This window comes from Streptomyces sp. CB01881, from assembly GCF_002953255.1.
GTDB lineage: Bacteria > Actinomycetota > Actinomycetes > Streptomycetales > Streptomycetaceae > Kitasatospora.
Map to the genome: position 1 here is coordinate 10,200,620 of NZ_CP026498.1, position 15,759 is coordinate 10,216,378.

A 15,759-nucleotide genomic window follows, 5' to 3' on the forward strand; every position below is an offset into this window, starting at 1 on the left:
CCGGGCGGGCGATGCCGCCCCGCGACACTCACCCCGGCCCCGCAAGGCCAACCCCGACGACGCCCCGAACGACGCCCCCAGCAACGCCGCCACCGACTCCGCCTACCGACTCCGCCACCGACGCGCACGCCCACGCCGCCCCCGCTCGCGCTCCGATGCCGCCCCGCCGCCGAGGGCTGTCAGTAGTGCCCGCTAGGGTCATCCCGATCATTGGGATCATGGAACAACGAGGTGGGGGCGGGTCATGGGCATCGAGCAGGACTGGGACGGGCGCCTGCAACTGGAGCCCCAGCAGCTCCCGGAGCGCCTCTCGCACCTGCCGAGCCGGGAGTTCCTGATGCAGGAGGGCCTGCCCGAGGCCGCGGCCTTCCTCGACTTCTCGGCCCTGGACTTCTCGCCCCTGGAGCCCTTCGCCAAGGACGGGGGCACCGGGCAGCACCTCTTCGTCCTCGGCGAGACCGCCTACGCCGCCCCCCGGTCCCACGAGGGCGACGCGGTGGTGCTGGACGGGGTGACCGGTCAGGTCTTCCTCATCGGCCGCCGCCGCGGGGAGCTCCGCCGCGACCTGCTCGCCTCCGGCCTGTCCGCCCTGGTCGAGCTGATGCGCGAGGTCGACGTGGCGGCCCTGGCGGCGGAGGAGCCCGAGGCGCTCGGCGGCGAGCGCGGGCCGGCGATCGTCGCGGAGGTGGTCAGGGTCGTGCGCGAGCGGCTGCGCGCGATGGACCCGGAGCTGTTCGCGCACCACCGCGCCGCTCCCCCGCACTGGGAGACCGCCCTGCTGGTGCGCTCACTCGCCTGGGGTGCGCTCCCCGGCGGGCCGGCGAGGCTCGCATACGAGTTCGGGCCGGAGCTGGCCGAGGACCTCGCCGCCGTCACCGGGAACGGGCAGGTCCGCCGCTTCCGCCCGGAGGAGCTGCCCGGCGGGCTCACCCACGGGCCGACCCGCCGGCTGCTCACCGACGTCGGCCTGCCGCTCGGCGGCGCCCTGCTGGGCGTGGCCGACGACGGGCCACTGGTCACGATGGTGGAGGCGTACCCCGAGTACTTCGCGCCCGAGTACTTCGCGCCGGGCACCGGCACCGGCGACGAGCACACCCCGGGCGGAGACCCCGAGAACGACCCCGACAGCGACGGCGACAGCGACAGCGACGAGTGGGAGCGCGACCACCAGCGCCACCACATCGCCCTCGCCGCCTGGCCGCACGACCTGGAGATCGCCCTCGACGGCGCCACCGGCCGGTTGGAGCTGCCCGCCTGGAACGACCCCGGCATACCCGAGGCCTACCTCAACCAGGACGTCTCCGCGCTCCTCTACACCCTCTGGACGTGCGGGCGGATGCGCGCCGAGTGGCGGCGCTGGGAGCACGGGGCCGCCGGCGAGGCGTGGGCGCTCTTCGATCCGCAGGCGCTGCTGAGCGGTGTCGTCGAGGGTGTGCTCGCCGCCCTCGACCCGGGCGCGTTCGCCACCCCCGACCACTCCTGGCAGCTCCTCGCCGACGACCACTCCATGGGCGGCCTGCTCCACTGAGCCGCCCTACGGGGCTCGCCCTACCGGGCCTTCTCCTCTGCCGCGGCGGCCTCCGGAACGCCCTCCCCCTTCGACCGGAAGGCGAACCGGTCCGCCGCCCGGCGCCCGCGGCGGTCCAACGGCAGCGAGCCGGTGGCCGCCACCAGCCCGAACGGGGGCATGTCGAAGTAGATCGACTCGTAGGACCCCTCGGGCACGACGTACGTCTCGTGCCAGAGCCCCACGTGCTGCCGGGCCTTCCCGCCCCGCACCTTGCGGTTGACCATGCCCCACGCCTTGTGGTGGAACGCGTCCGGCGCGGCGGCGTACGCGTACAGCTTCTCCTTCGACTCCCAGTACTGGACGATGTAGTACGTGCGTGGCGAGGCCGTCAGCATGACGCGGCCGCGCAGTCCGCGTTCGGGGGCCTTGGCGAGCTCGGACAGCATCCGGAACATCGCCATCATCACGGGCCCCCAGTGGTGGACGGCCCAGAAGCGGTTGATGCGCATTCCTATCAGCAGCACCACCGTGTCTCCCGTGGCGGCCGCGGTGGTGTATCCCGGAGTCGGTTTGGCGAACACGTCTGCCTCCTGCTGCCCCTGGTCCCATGTAAGCGGTGATTACATCAGCGGGCGACAACCCGGTCAAGGCTTCGCGCAGGACCCAAATCCCGTGCGGTCAGCGGGGATTGGCCACTCCCTGGCCGAACGTGTCCAGCACCTGCGCGGCCAGCTCCTCCGCCCGCTCCGGCGGCAGGCAGCCGTCGATGATCATCTGTGAGAGCCCGTACACCAGGGCCTGCCCGGCCAGCCCCACGAGCGCCGGATCACCCGGGCGCAGCCGGCCGGCCTCCTGGTCCGCGACGATGAAACCGGTGAACGCCTCGTCGATCCCGGACAGCCGCCGCTGCAACTCCGGCTGCCGCGACGGCGTGAACACCCGTGCCCGGACCAGCTCGAACCGGTGCGGATGCCGGATCGCGTACCGGACGAAGCCCAGCCCGATCGCCCGCAGCGCCGACCCCTCGCTCCCCTCGATCTCCGCCCGCTGCCACCGCTCGAAGTCCGCCAGCACCTGGTCCGCCAACTCCGTCAACAACGCCTGCCGGTCGGCGAAGTGGCGGAACGGCGCCCCCGCCGAAACCCCCGCCCGGCGCGCCACCTCCCGCATGCTGACCGCGCCCAGCCCCTGCTCGTCCAACACCTCGAACGCCGCCGCCACCAGCGCCTCCGGCAGCGCCCCATGGTGATAACTGCCACGCCGGGCAGGCCTCTCCGTCATGTCAGCAGTGCTACCACAGGTCAGCGCCCGGAAGCTCCCGGCAACGCCCCACCGCGCGCGATCAGGCCGAGACCGCAGCCGGGGCAGGTGGCCGGAGCTCCAGGAGGTGGCGCATCACCTCCGCCGGCAGCGCCCTGTTCCCGGCGGCGGAGTCGGCCGTCGCCGGGTCGTCCAGGAGACCGGCGAGGACGTGGGCCGGGAGGCGCGAATCGCCGGCGGCCGTGCTGCGGATGCCGTCGTGCGGGTCGTCCAGCAGCCGGATCACGGACGCCACGGAGAGACGCGGGTCCCGCAGGGCGCGCCAGCGGACGCCGTACGCGGGGTCGCGGCTGAGGCGTTCGACCAGCTCCTCGGTCGAGTCCGGGTCGTCCAGGGCGAGTTCGCGCATCCGGGGGTGCGGGTGGTCGGCGTGGCGGAGGGTGTGCTCGCGGGGGAAGTTGGGGTGTTCGGGCATGCGGGCGGCGGAGTAGCCGTCCCAGGTCCGCCACATCTCCGACAGCAGCTCGGCCGGGGCCTGGGCGCAGCTCTCCGCCAGGAGCAGCCGGACGGCGTGGTCCTCGTCGCGGGCGAGGAGGTCGGCCACGTCCTGGGGCAGGTTCTTCGCACAGGCGACGCTGCGGCGCACCAGGAAGTGGCGGGAGGCGGCGAGGCGGCGCATCGCCGCGGGGTCGTCCTGCTGCTCCCGGACCCAGTCGAGCACGGGGATGCGGACGGCCGGGTCCTTGTCGAACCGGATACCGGCGCGCTGCTCCTCCGGGAGTTCGGGCCGCAGGGAGACCCGCCAGCGGACGGAATCGTCGGGGTCCTGCCCGAGGACGGCCACCAGGTCCGCGTCCAGGCCCGCGTTCCGGGCGACGGCGCGGCGCAGGCCCACATCCGGGCCGTGGGCCAGCGCTTCGGCCAGCTCGCGGGTGAGGGCGCAGCGCTCGGCGGCCCGTCCGCGGTCGGAGCTGTCGGGCAGCGCGTCGAAGTCGGCGGCGGCGAGCGGAACGGCCTCGTGGTGGCGCAGCCGTGCCGTAGCGCGCACCGGGGCGTCCGGGTCCGCGAGGAGGGCCGCCCGGGTGGCGTCGTCCAGGTGCGGCCAGGCGCGCGGCGTCACCCTCCGGCGGACGGACGCGTCCTGGTCGGCGGCGAACGCGATCAGGTGCCGTGTGGGAAGGTCGCGGTGGAGCGCCAGCTCGGACCGGATCTGGTCGCTCGCGTCGGCCGCCAAGAGGTCGTAGGTGGCGTCGGTCAACTCCAGCCCGGCGTCGACCAGCCCGACCAGCAGGATCCAGCGGAGCCGGGCGTCCGCCTCCCGGAAGAGCCGCTCGCGCTGCGCGGGCGTGAGGCTCGTCCGCTCGGCGAGGAGCCTGCGGACGCGCGGACGGGGGTGGGCGATCCACGCGTCCACGACGTCGTCGGGCAGCTGCCGGTAGTGCAGCCCGAAGGGCACCCGCTCGTCCGGGGCGCCGTGGAGGAGCCGGATCAGGACGTCCGCGGGCGCTGCGCGGTTGCCGGCCAGGCCGTCGCGCCACTTGTCACGCAGCTGTGGCGAGGTGGTGGTTCGCGCCAGCACCGGCTCCCACACAGCCCGGCGGCCCGCGTCCCCGCTCCGGTCCCCGCCCGCGTCCCCGCTCCGGTCCCCGCCCCCGTCCGCGGCGGCGCGGGCCCGGGCCGACGCCTCCAGCCACGCGCTGAGCGCGCGGACGACCACCAGCCGGACCGCGCCGGCCTCGGTGGCGCACCCGAGCACGCGCTCCCCGTCGAGGGAGGTGGTGACGAACTCCGGCCCGCCCGACTGCCGGCCGAGCGCCCCGGCGAGGTCCCACCGGTCGGAGAGCCGGACCCGGGACCATCCGCGGTGGCACCGGCAGCCCGCGCCGGGGATGTCGGGGACGTCGATCAGGAACGCGCCGGCTTCACCGGACGGCCCCTCACCGTCGAACGGCCCGCCCACGCCGGACGACCCGTCGTCGGACGACCCGTCGTCGGGCGGTCCGCCCACACCGGACGACCCGCTCTCGTCACCGGACGACGCACCATGACCGGACGACTCGCCCACGCCGTCGGACGGCCCGCCTCGCTCGAACACCCCACGCTCGAACACCCCGTGCTCGACGGCGAGACGGTGCCACTGCCGGTTGAGTTCGGCGGCGAGGTCCGGGTGGTCGGCCGGCACGACGACCGCGGGGTGGTCGGCCCCGGCGCGGACCGCGCGCCAGGCCGCCGCGACCGGCCGCGCCCCCGGGACCCCTCGGCTCCCGACCCGCTCCAGCCCGGCCCGGTCCAGTACGTCGTCCAGCTCACTGCGTCCACCCGTCATGCCGATCATCATCGCGCACGGATGTCCGCAGGTCGGGGGCGGAGGCCGTCCGGGCCCCGGCCCCCGACAGAGGCGCGGCTACCAGGCGTAGTCCTCCGGGGCCGGCTTGTGGCCGGGGAAGAGTTCGTCCAGCCGGTCGAGCGTCTTCTGGGCGAGTTTGAGGTCGAGCGCGCCCACCGCCGCTTCGAGGTGGGCGGGGGTGCGCGGGCCGATGATCGGGGCCGTGACGGCCGGGCGGCTGAGCAGCCAGGCGAGGGCGAGGTCGGCGGGGTCGGTGCCGAGTTCGGCGGCGAGGTCCTCGTAGGCCTGGAGGCGGTCGCGGTTGGCGGCGAGGATCTCGGAGGCGTGGCCCATGGCGCCGCGGACGGCGGTGCCCTCGCGTTCCTTGCGCAGGACGCCACCGAGGAGGCCGCTGCGGAGCGGGCTCCAGGGGAGCAGGCCGAGGCCGTAGTGCTGGAGGGCGGGGACGACCTCCAGCTCGATGGTGCGGTCGAGCAGGTTGTAGAGGGACTGCTCGCTGACCAGGCCGAGGAAGTGGCGGGCGCGGGCGGCCTCCTGGGCCTGGGCGAGGTGCCAGCCGGCGAAGTTGCTGGAGCCGACGTAGATGATCTTGCCCTGGGTGACCAGGACCTCCATCGCCTGCCAGATCTCCTCCCAGGGCGTGTCCCGGTCGATGTGGTGCATCTGGTAGAGGTCGATGTGGTCGGTGTTGAGCCGGCGCAGGCTGTCCTCGACCGCGCGGCGGATGGCGAGGGCGGAGAGGCGGCCCTCGTTGGGCCAGTCGCCCATCGGGGCGTAGGCCTTGGTGGCGAGCACCGTCCGCTCGCGGCGGCCGCCGCCCCGGGCGAACCATCTGCCGATGATCTCCTCGGTGCGGCCCTTCAGGTTGCCCTCGTTGTCGCGGCCGTAGGCGTTGGCGGTGTCGAAGAAGTTGATGCCCCGCTCGTGGGCGGTGTCCATGATCAGGTGGGCGTCCGACTCCTCGGTGTGCGGGCCGAAGTTCATGGTGCCCAGGCAGAGGCGGGAGACGGTCAGGCCGGTGCGGCCGAGGTGGGTGAACTCCATGCCGCCCACCATCGGCCGCACCGGCGCCGCTGTCCAGCACATTCCGCAGAGCGGGCCGAAGCCGGACCGAAGATCGCCCGAAACGGCCGTCGCGCGGCGGGAATGCGCCGGGAGCACGCCGGAAGTCGGCGCGAAGGCACCCGGAGGCGGCGCCTCACCGACCGTGCGTGGCGAACTTCCGCACGGCGAGCGGTCCGCACACCGCCAGCAGCGCCGCGCACCAGAGCAGTGTCGCGGGCACGGCGTGCTGCATCGGCCAGGCCCCGCCGGGCGCCGACGGGTTGCCGAACAGTTCACGGCAGGCCTGCACCGCGGCGCTGACCGGGTTCCAGTCCGCGACCACCCTGAGCCAGCCGGGCATGCCCCCGGTGGGCACGTACGCGTTGGTGACCATCGCCAACGGGAAGACCGCGACCGCGAGTTGGCCGGCCGCCTCCTCCTTGCCGACGGCCAGCCCGAGGAAGGTGCCGACCCAGGTCATCACGAAGCGGAGCAGCAGCAACAGGCCGAACGCCTCTGCGGCGTCCGCGGTTCCGCCCCGGATCCGCCAGCCGGCCGCCAGGCCGACGACGGCCAGCAGCGCCAGCACCACGATGCTGACCAGGAAGTCGGCGAGGGTCTGGCCGAGCAGCAGGCCGGTGCGCGAGACCGGCATCGAGCGGAGCCGGTCGGTGACCCCGCGCCCGACGTCGCGGGCGGCGCCGACCATGGTGGGCATGACGCCGTTGACGGCCACCATGGCGAACAGCCCGGGCATCAGGAACTCGCGGTAGTTCCCGCCGCCCGGCACCTGCATGGCGCTGCCGAAGACGTACCCGAAGACCACCACCATGATCACCGGCACACCCAGCGAGGCGGCCAGCAGACCGGGCGAGTGGCGGTAGTTGAGCAGGATCCGGAGCATCGAGGACCAGGTGTCGGAGACCAGTCGGCCCGGCACGGAGATCATCCGACCCGGCACGGGGTGCACGGGCGGAGCAGCGGACACGGCCATCAGGCGGCCCTCCCCAGGGAGTTGGAGTCGGCGGTGAGCGCGAGAAAGACGTCGTCCAGCGACGGCGGCCGCAGGCCGACGTCCTGGGCGACCACCCCCGCCGCGTCCAACTCCCGGACCAGGCGCGGCAGCAGCACCTCCACCCCGGGCCGGGTCACAACGGCGACGGTCCGCTGGTCGTGGTCGACCACGACGTCCCCGCTCTCCGCCAGTGCGGCCAGTACCACTGCGGCACGGCCGAGTTGACCGACCTCGGCGAGGGTTACCTCGATCCGGGTGCCGATCGCGGCCTTGAGCCGCCATGGCGGGCCGGTCGCGATGGCGGCGCCGTGGTCGATCACCACGATGTCGTCGGCGAGCCGGTCGGCCTCCTCCAGGTACTGGGTGGTGAGCAGCACGGTGGTGCCGCCCTCGGCCAGCTCCTTGACGGTGGACCAGATCTCCTGCCGGCTGCGTGGGTCGAGGCCGGTGGTCGGCTCGTCCAGGAAGAGCACCGGCGGGCTGGTGACCAGGCTGGCGACGAGGTCGAGGCGGCGGCGCATGCCGCCGGAGTAGGTGCGGACGAGGCGGCCGCCGGCCTCGGCGAGGCCGAAGCGTTCGAGCAGCTCGCCGGCGCGGGCCCGGGCGGCCCGGGCGCCGAGGTGGTGCAGCCGGCCGAGCAGGTCCAGGTTCTCGCGGCCGGTGATGCCTTCGTCCACGGCCGCGTGCTGCCCGGCCAGCCCGACGCTGCGCCGGACCGCCTCGGCCTCCCGCACCACGTCGTAGCCGGCGACGCGGGCCGTGCCGCGGTCGGGGGCGACCAGGGTGGCGAGGACGCGGACGGCGGTCGTCTTGCCGGCGCCGTTGGGGCCGAGCAGGCCGCAGACCGTGCCGGCGGGGACGGTGAGGTCGAGGCCGCGCAGGGCCTCGGTGGCTCCGGAGCGGGCTCCGAATCGTTTCGCCACGCCCGTCATCTCGACGGCCGGCCGACTGGTCTTCGACATGGCTCTGCCCTTCAGCTAGGTACAGCGTACGTAGAAGCGCGCGCCCACGCATCGTACTACGTACGCCGTACGTATCTAAGATGGGTAACCGAGGTGATCTTCCGTGCCGTCCAGCAAGCCCCCCGCCGACTCTCCGCCGGCGCCCCCCGAACCGCCCGAGGCCCCCGAACTGATCTGGCTGCGCCCCGAACGCACCGGCCGCGGCCCCAAACCCGCCCACAGCCGGGCCTCCATCGCCGCCGCGGCCATCGCGATCGCGGACGCCGAGGGGCTGGACGCGGTCTCCATGCGCCGGGTCGCGGCGGCACTCGGAGCGGGGACGATGTCGCTCTACAACTACGTGCCGAAGAAGGAGCACCTGCTGGACCTGATGCTCGACGCAGTCGCCGACGAGTACGACTACGACGACCTCGCCCCGGCCGGTGACTGCCGCGCGGACCTGCTCCGGCTCGGCCACGCGCAACTCGCCCTCATGCGGCGCCACCCCTGGCTGCCCGCCCTGCTGATCGCCCGCCCCGGCATCGGCCCGAACGCCCTGCGCTACACCGACCACTTCCTCGCCGTCACCGAACCGAGCGGCCTCGACGGCGGCACGCGCATGGAAGCGATGGCCCTGTTCAACGGCTTCGTCTGCCAGTACGCCCAGTACGAGCGGACCGGCGCGGCGGGTGCCAAGTGGCAGGCCGAGCTGGTCGGTTACCTCACCAGGGCCGCCATGAGCGGCGAGTACCCCCACCTGTCGGCGGCCTTCGCCACCGCGGGCCCGCCGGCCGACCCGGACACGGCGTTCGACCGGTCACTGCACCGGGTGATCACGGCCGCACTGACCCCCGTGGAGCGCGGCTGACCGAGCAGTCCCACGCCGGAACGGCCGCAGGTCACAGGCCGGGGCGGGGGTGGGGGCCGCAGGCCGGACTACGGTGACGGGCTACGGGCTACGGACGGCTGTCCACCGAGGCGGCCGTCCGCCGGAGCTCCGTAGGGCCGTACGCCGGGGCTACGGGCGGGCGGGACGCCGGCTGCCCGGGACCAGCAGCCAGAGGAGCCAGACGCCCGTGCCCAGGAGCAGCATGTTGAGCGCCATCTGCCCCGGCTCCTCGCCGAAGCCCAACTGGCCCGTGCCCAGCCACTGCGCGACGACGGCCTTGGTCACGAAGAACAGGCCCAGGTCCGCCGTCACGGTGACCGCCCAGACCACGGCCGGATGCCAGCGGGGCCGGGGCACGGCGTGCACGAGGGAGAGCACGGCGGTCACGAGGAGGGCGTGGGGGACGAACCTGTCGGGGATGGTGCCCAGGTAGTTCCACGGCAGGGCGCTACCGATCGCCCAGATCAGCCCCATGCAGCCGATGAACCGCACCAGGATCGCCCCGGCCGCGCTCGGGGCCGCCGGCGCGGAGGGCGCAGTGGCCCCGGAGGATGCAGAGGTCCCGGAGGACGCGGGCGGGAGGAGCGGCGGCGTCGGGGCGGCCTGCCCGGCCTGCGGTGGCAGCCACGCCCCGGCGGACCCCGGCTGGGGCGCTCCGGGCGGCGGCTGCGGGGCCGTCAACGGCTGCGGCGGCCCGTACCACCCACCGCCCCCCGCCACATCGGGAGCCGTCGGCGTCGCGACCGGCCCGACCGGCGCGACCGGCACGGCCGCCCGCGCCACCGCCTCCAGAGCCGCCAACGTCTGCTCCGCCGAGGGTCGTTGCGCCGGGTCCTTGGCCAGCAGCGCGCCCAGCAGCGGCGTCAGCGCGCCCGCCCTGACCGGCCGGCGCGGCTCCTTCGTCACGACGGCCACGCACAGCGCGCCGAAGGTGTCCCCGCTGAACGGCATCTCGCCCTCGACCGCCGCGTACAGCGTCGCCCCGAGCGACCACAGGTCGTTGGCGGGCGCCGCGGGCTTCCCCTCCAGCTGTTCGGGGGCCATGTAGGCGGGCGTGCCGATGACCGCGCCGGTGCGGGTGAGGGCGGTGGTGGCGTCGGCCATGTGGGCGATGCCGAAGTCGGTGAGGATCACCCGGTCACCCATCAACAGGACGTTGTCCGGCTTGAGATCGCGATGGACGATGCCCGCCGCGTGGGCCTGCTGGAGCGCCTTGACCATCGCCACGCCGATCTCGGCGACCCGCGCCGCCGGCAGCGCACCGTCGCGGGCGATGGCGGCGGCCAGCGAGAGCCCGCTGACGTACTCCATCACGATGACCGGCGCACCCTCGTGCTCGACGACGTCGTGCACGGTGATGATCCCGGGGTGGTTCAGCCGCGCCGCGGCCCGGGCCTCGCGCAGGACGCGCTGGACGAGCTGCTCGCGTTCGGCCTCCGTGACGCCCTGGGGGAGCAGGACCTCCTTCACCGCGACGTCGCGGCCCAGGGTGGTGTCCAACCCGCGCCAGACCCGTCCCATGCCGCCCTGACCGATCAGCTCCTGGAGCTGGTACCGGCCCCCGATCAGTGCCCCGTTCACCCCTGTCACGTGGCTCACCCTAGCGGCACGGCACCGCGGCGTTGGCGGCACGTCGTCAAATCGTTTCCGCTCGGGGCCCGTCAGCCCGTACGGTGGCCCAGCCGACGATCTTGGACGCCGGCGGCGTACCGGCGACCACACACCGAGACCGGGCGCGTACCCGGCGAGTTGCGCGTACGCCGACGACCGGGCGCGTTCCCGACGGCCGGCCTCGCACCCGGATGAACAGGACGGACACCATGCAGCAGTACCAGGGCCACGCCGACGAGGGCTTCGGCGCGGTCGCCGACGCGTTCGCGCGCAACTATGCGGACTTCCCCGAACTCGGCTCCGCCGTCACGGTCTTCGCCGGCGGCCGGAAGGTGGTCGAGCTGTGGGGCGGCGTCGCGGACGAACGCACCGGGCGGCCGTGGGAGGCCGGCACCGTCGTCCCCGTGTTCTCGTGCGCCAAGGGCCTCGTCGCCGTCTGTGCCCACCTCCTCGCCCAGCAGGGCCGCCTCGACCTCGACGCCCCGGTGAGCCGGTACTGGCCCGAGTTCGCGCAGCACGGCAAGGAGGACGTCACCTGCCGGATGGTGCTCGGCCACCGCGCCGGCATCCCGGCCCTGGACGCCGTACTGGGCTTCGAGGAGATCGCCGCCTGGGCGCCGGTCGTCCGGGCGATCGAGGAGCAGAAGCCGCTCTGGGAGCCCGGGACCACCTACGAGTACCACGGCCATGTGCTCGGCTTCCTGGTCGGCGAGGTGATCCGCCGGATCACCGGGCTCACCCCGGGGGCGTTCTTCCGGCAGGAGATCGGCGACCCGCTCGGCCTGGACGCCTGGATCGGCCTGCCCGCCGCCGAACTCCACCGCCTGGCACGGCTGGTGGAGGCCGAGGGCCGTCGTCCGATGCCCGGCCCGGAGCACCTGCTCACCCGGATCGTGACGATGAACGGCGCGCTGGTCTTCCCCGGCCTGGACGTGCCGCACGGCTGGAACGACCCCGAGCTGCACGCGATCGAGCTGCCCGGCGCGGGCGCCGTCGCCTCCGCGAGCGGCCTGGCCGGGCTGTACGCCGCCGCCGTCACCGGCATCGAGGGCGGTCGGGACGGAGGGCGCGAGCGACTCCTCTCCCCCGCCATCGTGACCGACGTCGTGCGCGAAGTCTCCTCCGGCGCAGGGTTCCTGGGCTTCGACATGGGTGCCCGCTGGGGCTCGGGCGTGCTGCTGGAGTCGCCGGCCTTCCGCCCGATGCTCGGCGCCCGCAGCTTCGGCAACGATGGCGCCGGCGGCCAGTTCGCCTTCGGTGACGACGAGTTCGGCATCGGCTTCGCGTACGTCGCCAACCGCATGATCGGCCACGGCGACGCCCGCGCCAACCACCTGGTCGACGCCGTCCGCACCTGCCTCGGCGCCTGAGCACCGACCCGCCCCGCTCTCGCCGCCCGATCGGTCACGCCCGGCACCCCCGAGACCTGTCGGGCGGTGCCGGCCGTGCCGCGTCACTCAGAACACGTACTCCCACCAGCCGAACACCGTCACCAGCGCCTTCTTCGCCGCACACCCCAACCGGTGTCCGGCCACGGCGAAGTACACCGCGCACGCCACCAGCAACCCGGCCGTGATACCCGGCACCGCCGAACCCTGCACGACGCCGACGAAGGCGAAGAGGATCCCCGACAGCACGGCCATGAACCCGAAACCCCAGAGGGCGAACCTCAGCACAGCCCCCCACGTCACCGTCGCCACCGCGCCGTCCTCCGGCTCGGTCCGGACGATCAGATGCCGACTGGTGTCGCAGAGTTCCCTCTCCACCACGATCGCCTCCCGCGGTCCCTTCCAGCGCTCCGGTCCCACTGTCCACGAGCCGGCCCGGACCAGCATGCTCCGCCCCCTCCCCGCTCGGCAATTGACCCACGAAACAACCCCACAAGTGCACCAATCAGCGGGCCACCCACGCGCCTAGGCTCGTTCCCATGACAACCGTTCAGATCCCGCAGCGCATGAACTTCTCCGTCACCGCACCCAAGGTGTTCCGCGCCGTCCTCGCCCTGGACGCCGCCGCCCGCGAGGGCCTGGACCCGGTCCTGGTCGAACTGGTGCAGATCCGCGCCTCCCAGATCAACCGCTGCGCCTACTGCCTCGACTACCACACCACCGACGCCCGGAAGGCGGGCGAGACCGAGGACCGCGTCCACCAGCTCTCCGCCTGGGAGGAGTCGAGCCTCTACACCGCCAAGGAGCGCGCGGCCCTCGCGTTGACCGAGGCCGTGACCGTGCTGCCGCAGGGCGTCCCGGACGCGGTGTACGCGCAGGCGGCGGAGCACTTCGAGGAGAAGGAGCTGGCCCAGCTCATCGCGCTGATCTTCACGGTCAACACCTGGAACCGGATGAACGTCTCCACCCGCAAGACGCCGGGCACGGCGTGACCGGACCGGCCCCGGGAGGGCGGTGACCGCACCCGGCGGCCACCGCCCTCCGCCGTTCGGACTCCGATCCCGGACCGGAAGCCCCAACTGCCCGATCGGGCAAGCCCGGCCGCCCCCTCCGGCACTCGGCACCGTTGTCGTTGACACTCAAAGTTGGTCTAGTCCACCGTAGGGGAAAGCGAGGCCACCGGGGCGAGACGGCGACCGCGATCCCTCGCCGGGGCCGACTCAACCCGCCGGTCCGGAAGACAAGTTGCCCCTCGTGCCCGCGCGGCCGTCCACCGGCCGCCCCCTCCGGCACGCCCCCGGGCCGGCGAACGCACGTCCTGACGACGACCGAACGGAGAACCGGCATGAGCAGAATCTGTCTGGCCCTGCCCACCAACCGGGCCTGTGCCGCCACGATTTCGGCGGTCGGAGAGGAGGCGGCGTACGCGGCCGAGCAGTTCGGCGTCGAGGTCCACCTGGCGCTGTCCGGCAGCCCGGAGCAGCCGATCGTCCTGCCGGCCAAGACCACGTCGTTCCGCGACTGGGCCCGCCACCTCCACGACCACGCCCAGACCGAGGAGATCGGCGCGCAGACGGAGCACTGGCTGGAGACGCTCCGCGCGGGCGAGGAGTCGGGCGTGCTGCTCGACCTGCTGCCGGACGACGACGAGACGCTCGAGTCCGTCAACACGCGCGCCAGTGCCTGCTCGGTCACCGTCGCACTGGAGGCCGAGCAGACCAAGCTGCTGCTCCAGGAAGCGCCGTCGGCGTACCAGGCACGGATCGAGGAGCTCCTGCTCACGGCCACCGGCCTGGCTCTGACCGACGCCCTGGGGGAACGGCAGGTGCTGGTCGAGCTGGAGGGACACGGCCGCGAGGACCTCGGCCCGCAGCTCGACCTCTCCCGCACGGTCGGTTGGTTCACCAGCGCCTACCCGGTCCTGCTGGACATCGCCCCGGGAGCATCGGTCGCCGGAGCCCTGCGCCAGGTGCGTGAGCAGCGCCGGCGGGTCCCCGGGGACGGGCTGGGCTACGGCCTGCTGCGCCACCTGCGCACCGGCGATCCGTTGGCCGCGGAGCTGGCCGAGCTGCCGGCGGCGGCGGTCTGCTTCAACTACCTCGGGCAGTTGGACCAGAGCTTCCAGCCGGGCGGACTGTGGGAACCGGCATCGGAGAACCCCGGGCCCGGCCTGGACGCGCGGGCCACGCGCTCCCACCTGATCGAGGTCAACGCCCTGGTACTGGGGGAGGAGCTGAGGTTCACCTGGACCTACAGCGACCGCCTGTACCGCGAAGAGACGATCGCCGGGCTCGCGGAACACTGCCTGGGCACCCTGCGAGCGCTGATCGCCGGCCGGCCCGCCGCCGGGGACGGCAACCGGGGCGCCGACTCCGGCTCCGTCCCCGGCCCGCGCGAACTGAGCGAGCTGCTGGGGCGGTTCGATGCCTGATCAGCCCACCCCGGCGGGTGGCCGGGAATCCCGCACGACGGAGACCGAGAAGACGAGAGACATGTCCGACGCCATGACCATCGAAAGTGTCCACCCGCTCGCGCCCATGCAGGAGGGCATGTGGTTCCACGCCCTGTACACGCCTGAGGACGACGTGTACGTGGAACAGGTCACCTGCCTGATCGAGGGGTCGTTGGACGCGGCGGCCTTCCGCCGCGCCTGGGACGAGGTCGTGGCCCGGCACACCGCGCTGCGCACGTCGTTCCACGCGGTGGACGGGAAGGCGCCGGTCCAGGCGGTCCACCGCGCCGTCGAGGTGCCGTGGACCCGGGAGGACTGGCGGGACGTGCCGGCCGAGGAGCGGCAGGACCGGCTGGACGCCTTCCTGCGGGAGGACCGGGCGCGTGGCTTCGACCCGGCCCGTCCTCCGCTGGTGCGGTTCGCGCTGCTGCGGCTGGACGACGCGGCACATCAGTTCGTGTGGACCCACCACCACCTGCTGCTCGACGGCTGGTCGGTGCCACTGGTGCTGCAGGAGGTGGCGGCGTGCTACGCGGCCGCCCGGGACGGCCGACCGGCCGCGCTGCCCGTGCCACGCCCCTACCAGGAGTACGTCGGCTGGCTGGAGCGCCAGGACGAGGCAGCGGCCGAGGACTTCTGGCGGACCGGGCTGAGGGGGTTCCACGAGCCGACCCCCCTCCCGCTCGACCGCGGCCCGGGCGAGGCCGACACACCTCCGGAGCACCGCGTGCGCCGGACCGGGCTTCCCCGGTCGGTGACCGCGGAGCTGCAGACGATGGCCCGGCGGTACGGGATCACCCCGAACACGGTCGTCCAGGGCGCGTGGGCGCTGCTGCTGAGCCGGTACAGCGGCGGGCAGGACGTGCTCCACGGCATGACCGTGGCCGGCCGTCCGGCCGACCTGCCCGGGGTCGAGGACATGGTCGGCCTGTTCATCAACACGGTTCCGGTCCGGATCCAGGTCCAGCCGCACCTGCCGGCGGGCGACTGGCTGCGCGGTCTACAGGCCGGGCTGCTGGATCTGCGCAGCCACGAGCACACACCGCTGGCCCGGGTGCAGAGCTGGGCCGACGTGGGGTCCGGCGTCCCGCTCTTCGAGAGTCTGGTGGTCTTCGAGAACTACCCGGTGGCGCCCTCCGAGGCGCAGGAGGCTTTCGCCGGTCTGACGATAAGTCAGAACGAGACGGAGGAACGCACCAACTTTCCGGTGACGCTGGTGGCGGTGCCGGGCTCCGCACTCGGCCTGCAACTGATCTTCGATCACCACCGGCTCGCACCCCAGGACGCCACCACCCTCCTGTA

14 protein-coding genes are annotated in these 15,759 nt (G+C 73.7%); 6 read left to right on the top strand and 8 right to left on the bottom strand.

Features of this window, described 5'->3' with window-relative positions:
* Positions 1 to 244 precede the first annotated feature (244 nt).
* Entirely contained in the window at positions 245 to 1,528 is a 1,284-nt protein-coding gene (locus C2142_RS33895) for an SUKH-4 family immunity protein (protein ID WP_148646619.1), read from the top strand.
* Positions 1,529 to 1,548: 20 nt separating this feature from the next.
* Here the strand turns inward: C2142_RS33895 and C2142_RS33900 are convergent, their stop codons facing one another.
* The 6 genes from C2142_RS33900 to C2142_RS33925 form a co-directional block, all read right to left on the bottom strand.
* Positions 1,549 to 2,091, bottom strand: coding sequence for a DUF4188 domain-containing protein (locus tag C2142_RS33900; RefSeq protein WP_148646620.1), 543 nt, complete (start codon positions 2,089 to 2,091; stop codon positions 1,549 to 1,551).
* Positions 2,092 to 2,188: 97 nt separating this feature from the next.
* Positions 2,189 to 2,791, bottom strand: coding sequence for a TetR/AcrR family transcriptional regulator (locus C2142_RS33905; protein ID WP_148646621.1), 603 nt, complete (start codon positions 2,789 to 2,791; stop codon positions 2,189 to 2,191).
* A gap of 61 nt (positions 2,792 to 2,852) precedes the next feature.
* Positions 2,853 to 5,096: a PE-PGRS family protein gene (locus C2142_RS33910; RefSeq protein ID WP_153882842.1), complete on the bottom strand. Its 2,244-nt coding sequence runs from the start codon at positions 5,094 to 5,096 to the stop codon at positions 2,853 to 2,855.
* Between the two features lie 78 nt (positions 5,097 to 5,174).
* The gene (locus C2142_RS33915; protein ID WP_148646623.1) at positions 5,175 to 6,161 is read right to left on the bottom strand and encodes an aldo/keto reductase; all 987 of its coding nucleotides are present in this window, start codon (positions 6,159 to 6,161) and stop codon (positions 5,175 to 5,177) included.
* 154 nt (positions 6,162 to 6,315) lie between these two features.
* Complete coding sequence (locus C2142_RS33920) at positions 6,316 to 7,101, bottom strand: ABC transporter permease (protein WP_241002934.1); 786 nt, start codon at positions 7,099 to 7,101, stop codon at positions 6,316 to 6,318.
* 53 nt (positions 7,102 to 7,154) lie between these two features.
* Positions 7,155 to 8,108 (bottom strand): ATP-binding cassette domain-containing protein, encoded by a 954-nt coding sequence (locus tag C2142_RS33925; RefSeq protein WP_206671083.1) that lies wholly within the window; start codon positions 8,106 to 8,108, stop codon positions 7,155 to 7,157.
* Positions 8,109 to 8,241: 133 nt separating this feature from the next.
* Here C2142_RS33925 and C2142_RS33930 point away from each other — a divergent pair, with 133 nt between their 5' ends.
* Positions 8,242 to 8,985, top strand: a complete 744-nt coding sequence (locus C2142_RS33930; protein ID WP_241002935.1) for a TetR/AcrR family transcriptional regulator C-terminal domain-containing protein — start codon at positions 8,242 to 8,244, stop codon at positions 8,983 to 8,985.
* 150 nt (positions 8,986 to 9,135) lie between these two features.
* Here C2142_RS33930 and C2142_RS33935 read toward each other — a convergent pair whose 3' ends face one another.
* Complete coding sequence (locus tag C2142_RS33935) at positions 9,136 to 10,596, bottom strand: serine/threonine-protein kinase (protein ID WP_148646626.1); 1,461 nt, start codon at positions 10,594 to 10,596, stop codon at positions 9,136 to 9,138.
* A gap of 230 nt (positions 10,597 to 10,826) precedes the next feature.
* On the opposite strand from C2142_RS33935, the gene C2142_RS33940 reads away from it, so the two are divergent.
* Positions 10,827 to 11,987, top strand: a complete 1,161-nt coding sequence (locus tag C2142_RS33940) for a serine hydrolase domain-containing protein (RefSeq protein WP_148646627.1) — start codon at positions 10,827 to 10,829, stop codon at positions 11,985 to 11,987.
* Between the two features lie 87 nt (positions 11,988 to 12,074).
* Here C2142_RS33940 and C2142_RS33945 read toward each other — a convergent pair whose 3' ends face one another.
* Positions 12,075 to 12,452, bottom strand: coding sequence for a hypothetical protein (locus C2142_RS33945; RefSeq protein ID WP_148646628.1), 378 nt, complete (start codon positions 12,450 to 12,452; stop codon positions 12,075 to 12,077).
* Between the two features lie 92 nt (positions 12,453 to 12,544).
* Between C2142_RS33945 and C2142_RS33950 the strand changes: the two genes are divergently transcribed.
* The 3 genes from C2142_RS33950 to C2142_RS33960 all read left to right on the top strand — a co-directional run.
* Entirely contained in the window at positions 12,545 to 12,997 is a 453-nt protein-coding gene (locus C2142_RS33950) for a carboxymuconolactone decarboxylase family protein (protein ID WP_174315799.1), read from the top strand.
* A gap of 353 nt (positions 12,998 to 13,350) precedes the next feature.
* On the top strand, positions 13,351 to 14,436 hold the full coding sequence (locus tag C2142_RS33955) for a DUF6271 family protein (protein ID WP_208693245.1): 1,086 nt from the start codon (positions 13,351 to 13,353) through the stop codon (positions 14,434 to 14,436).
* A 61-nt stretch (positions 14,437 to 14,497) separates the two neighbouring features.
* The coding region (locus C2142_RS33960; RefSeq protein ID WP_241002936.1) for a condensation domain-containing protein at positions 14,498 to 15,759 on the top strand (1,262 nt) is incomplete at its 3' end.

What these genes read in the sequence shown, in the direction of transcription:
- C2142_RS33955 (WP_208693245.1), top strand. Translation starts at nt 13,351, where the DNA reads ATGAGCAGAATCTGTCTGGCCCTGCCCACCAACCGGGCCTGTGCCGCC.
- C2142_RS33910 (WP_153882842.1), bottom strand. Translation starts at nt 5,096, where the DNA reads ATGACGGGTGGACGCAGTGAGCTGGACGACGTACTGGACCGGGCCGGG.
- C2142_RS33925 (WP_206671083.1), bottom strand. Translation starts at nt 8,108, where the DNA reads ATGACGGGCGTGGCGAAACGATTCGGAGCCCGCTCCGGAGCCACCGAG.
- C2142_RS33895 (WP_148646619.1), top strand. Translation starts at nt 245, where the DNA reads ATGGGCATCGAGCAGGACTGGGACGGGCGCCTGCAACTGGAGCCCCAG.
- C2142_RS33940 (WP_148646627.1), top strand. Translation starts at nt 10,827, where the DNA reads ATGCAGCAGTACCAGGGCCACGCCGACGAGGGCTTCGGCGCGGTCGCC.
- C2142_RS33905 (WP_148646621.1), bottom strand. Translation starts at nt 2,791, where the DNA reads ATGACGGAGAGGCCTGCCCGGCGTGGCAGTTATCACCATGGGGCGCTG.
- C2142_RS33915 (WP_148646623.1), bottom strand. Translation starts at nt 6,161, where the DNA reads ATGGAGTTCACCCACCTCGGCCGCACCGGCCTGACCGTCTCCCGCCTC.
- C2142_RS33950 (WP_174315799.1), top strand. Translation starts at nt 12,545, where the DNA reads ATGACAACCGTTCAGATCCCGCAGCGCATGAACTTCTCCGTCACCGCA.
- C2142_RS33945 (WP_148646628.1), bottom strand. Translation starts at nt 12,452, where the DNA reads ATGCTGGTCCGGGCCGGCTCGTGGACAGTGGGACCGGAGCGCTGGAAG.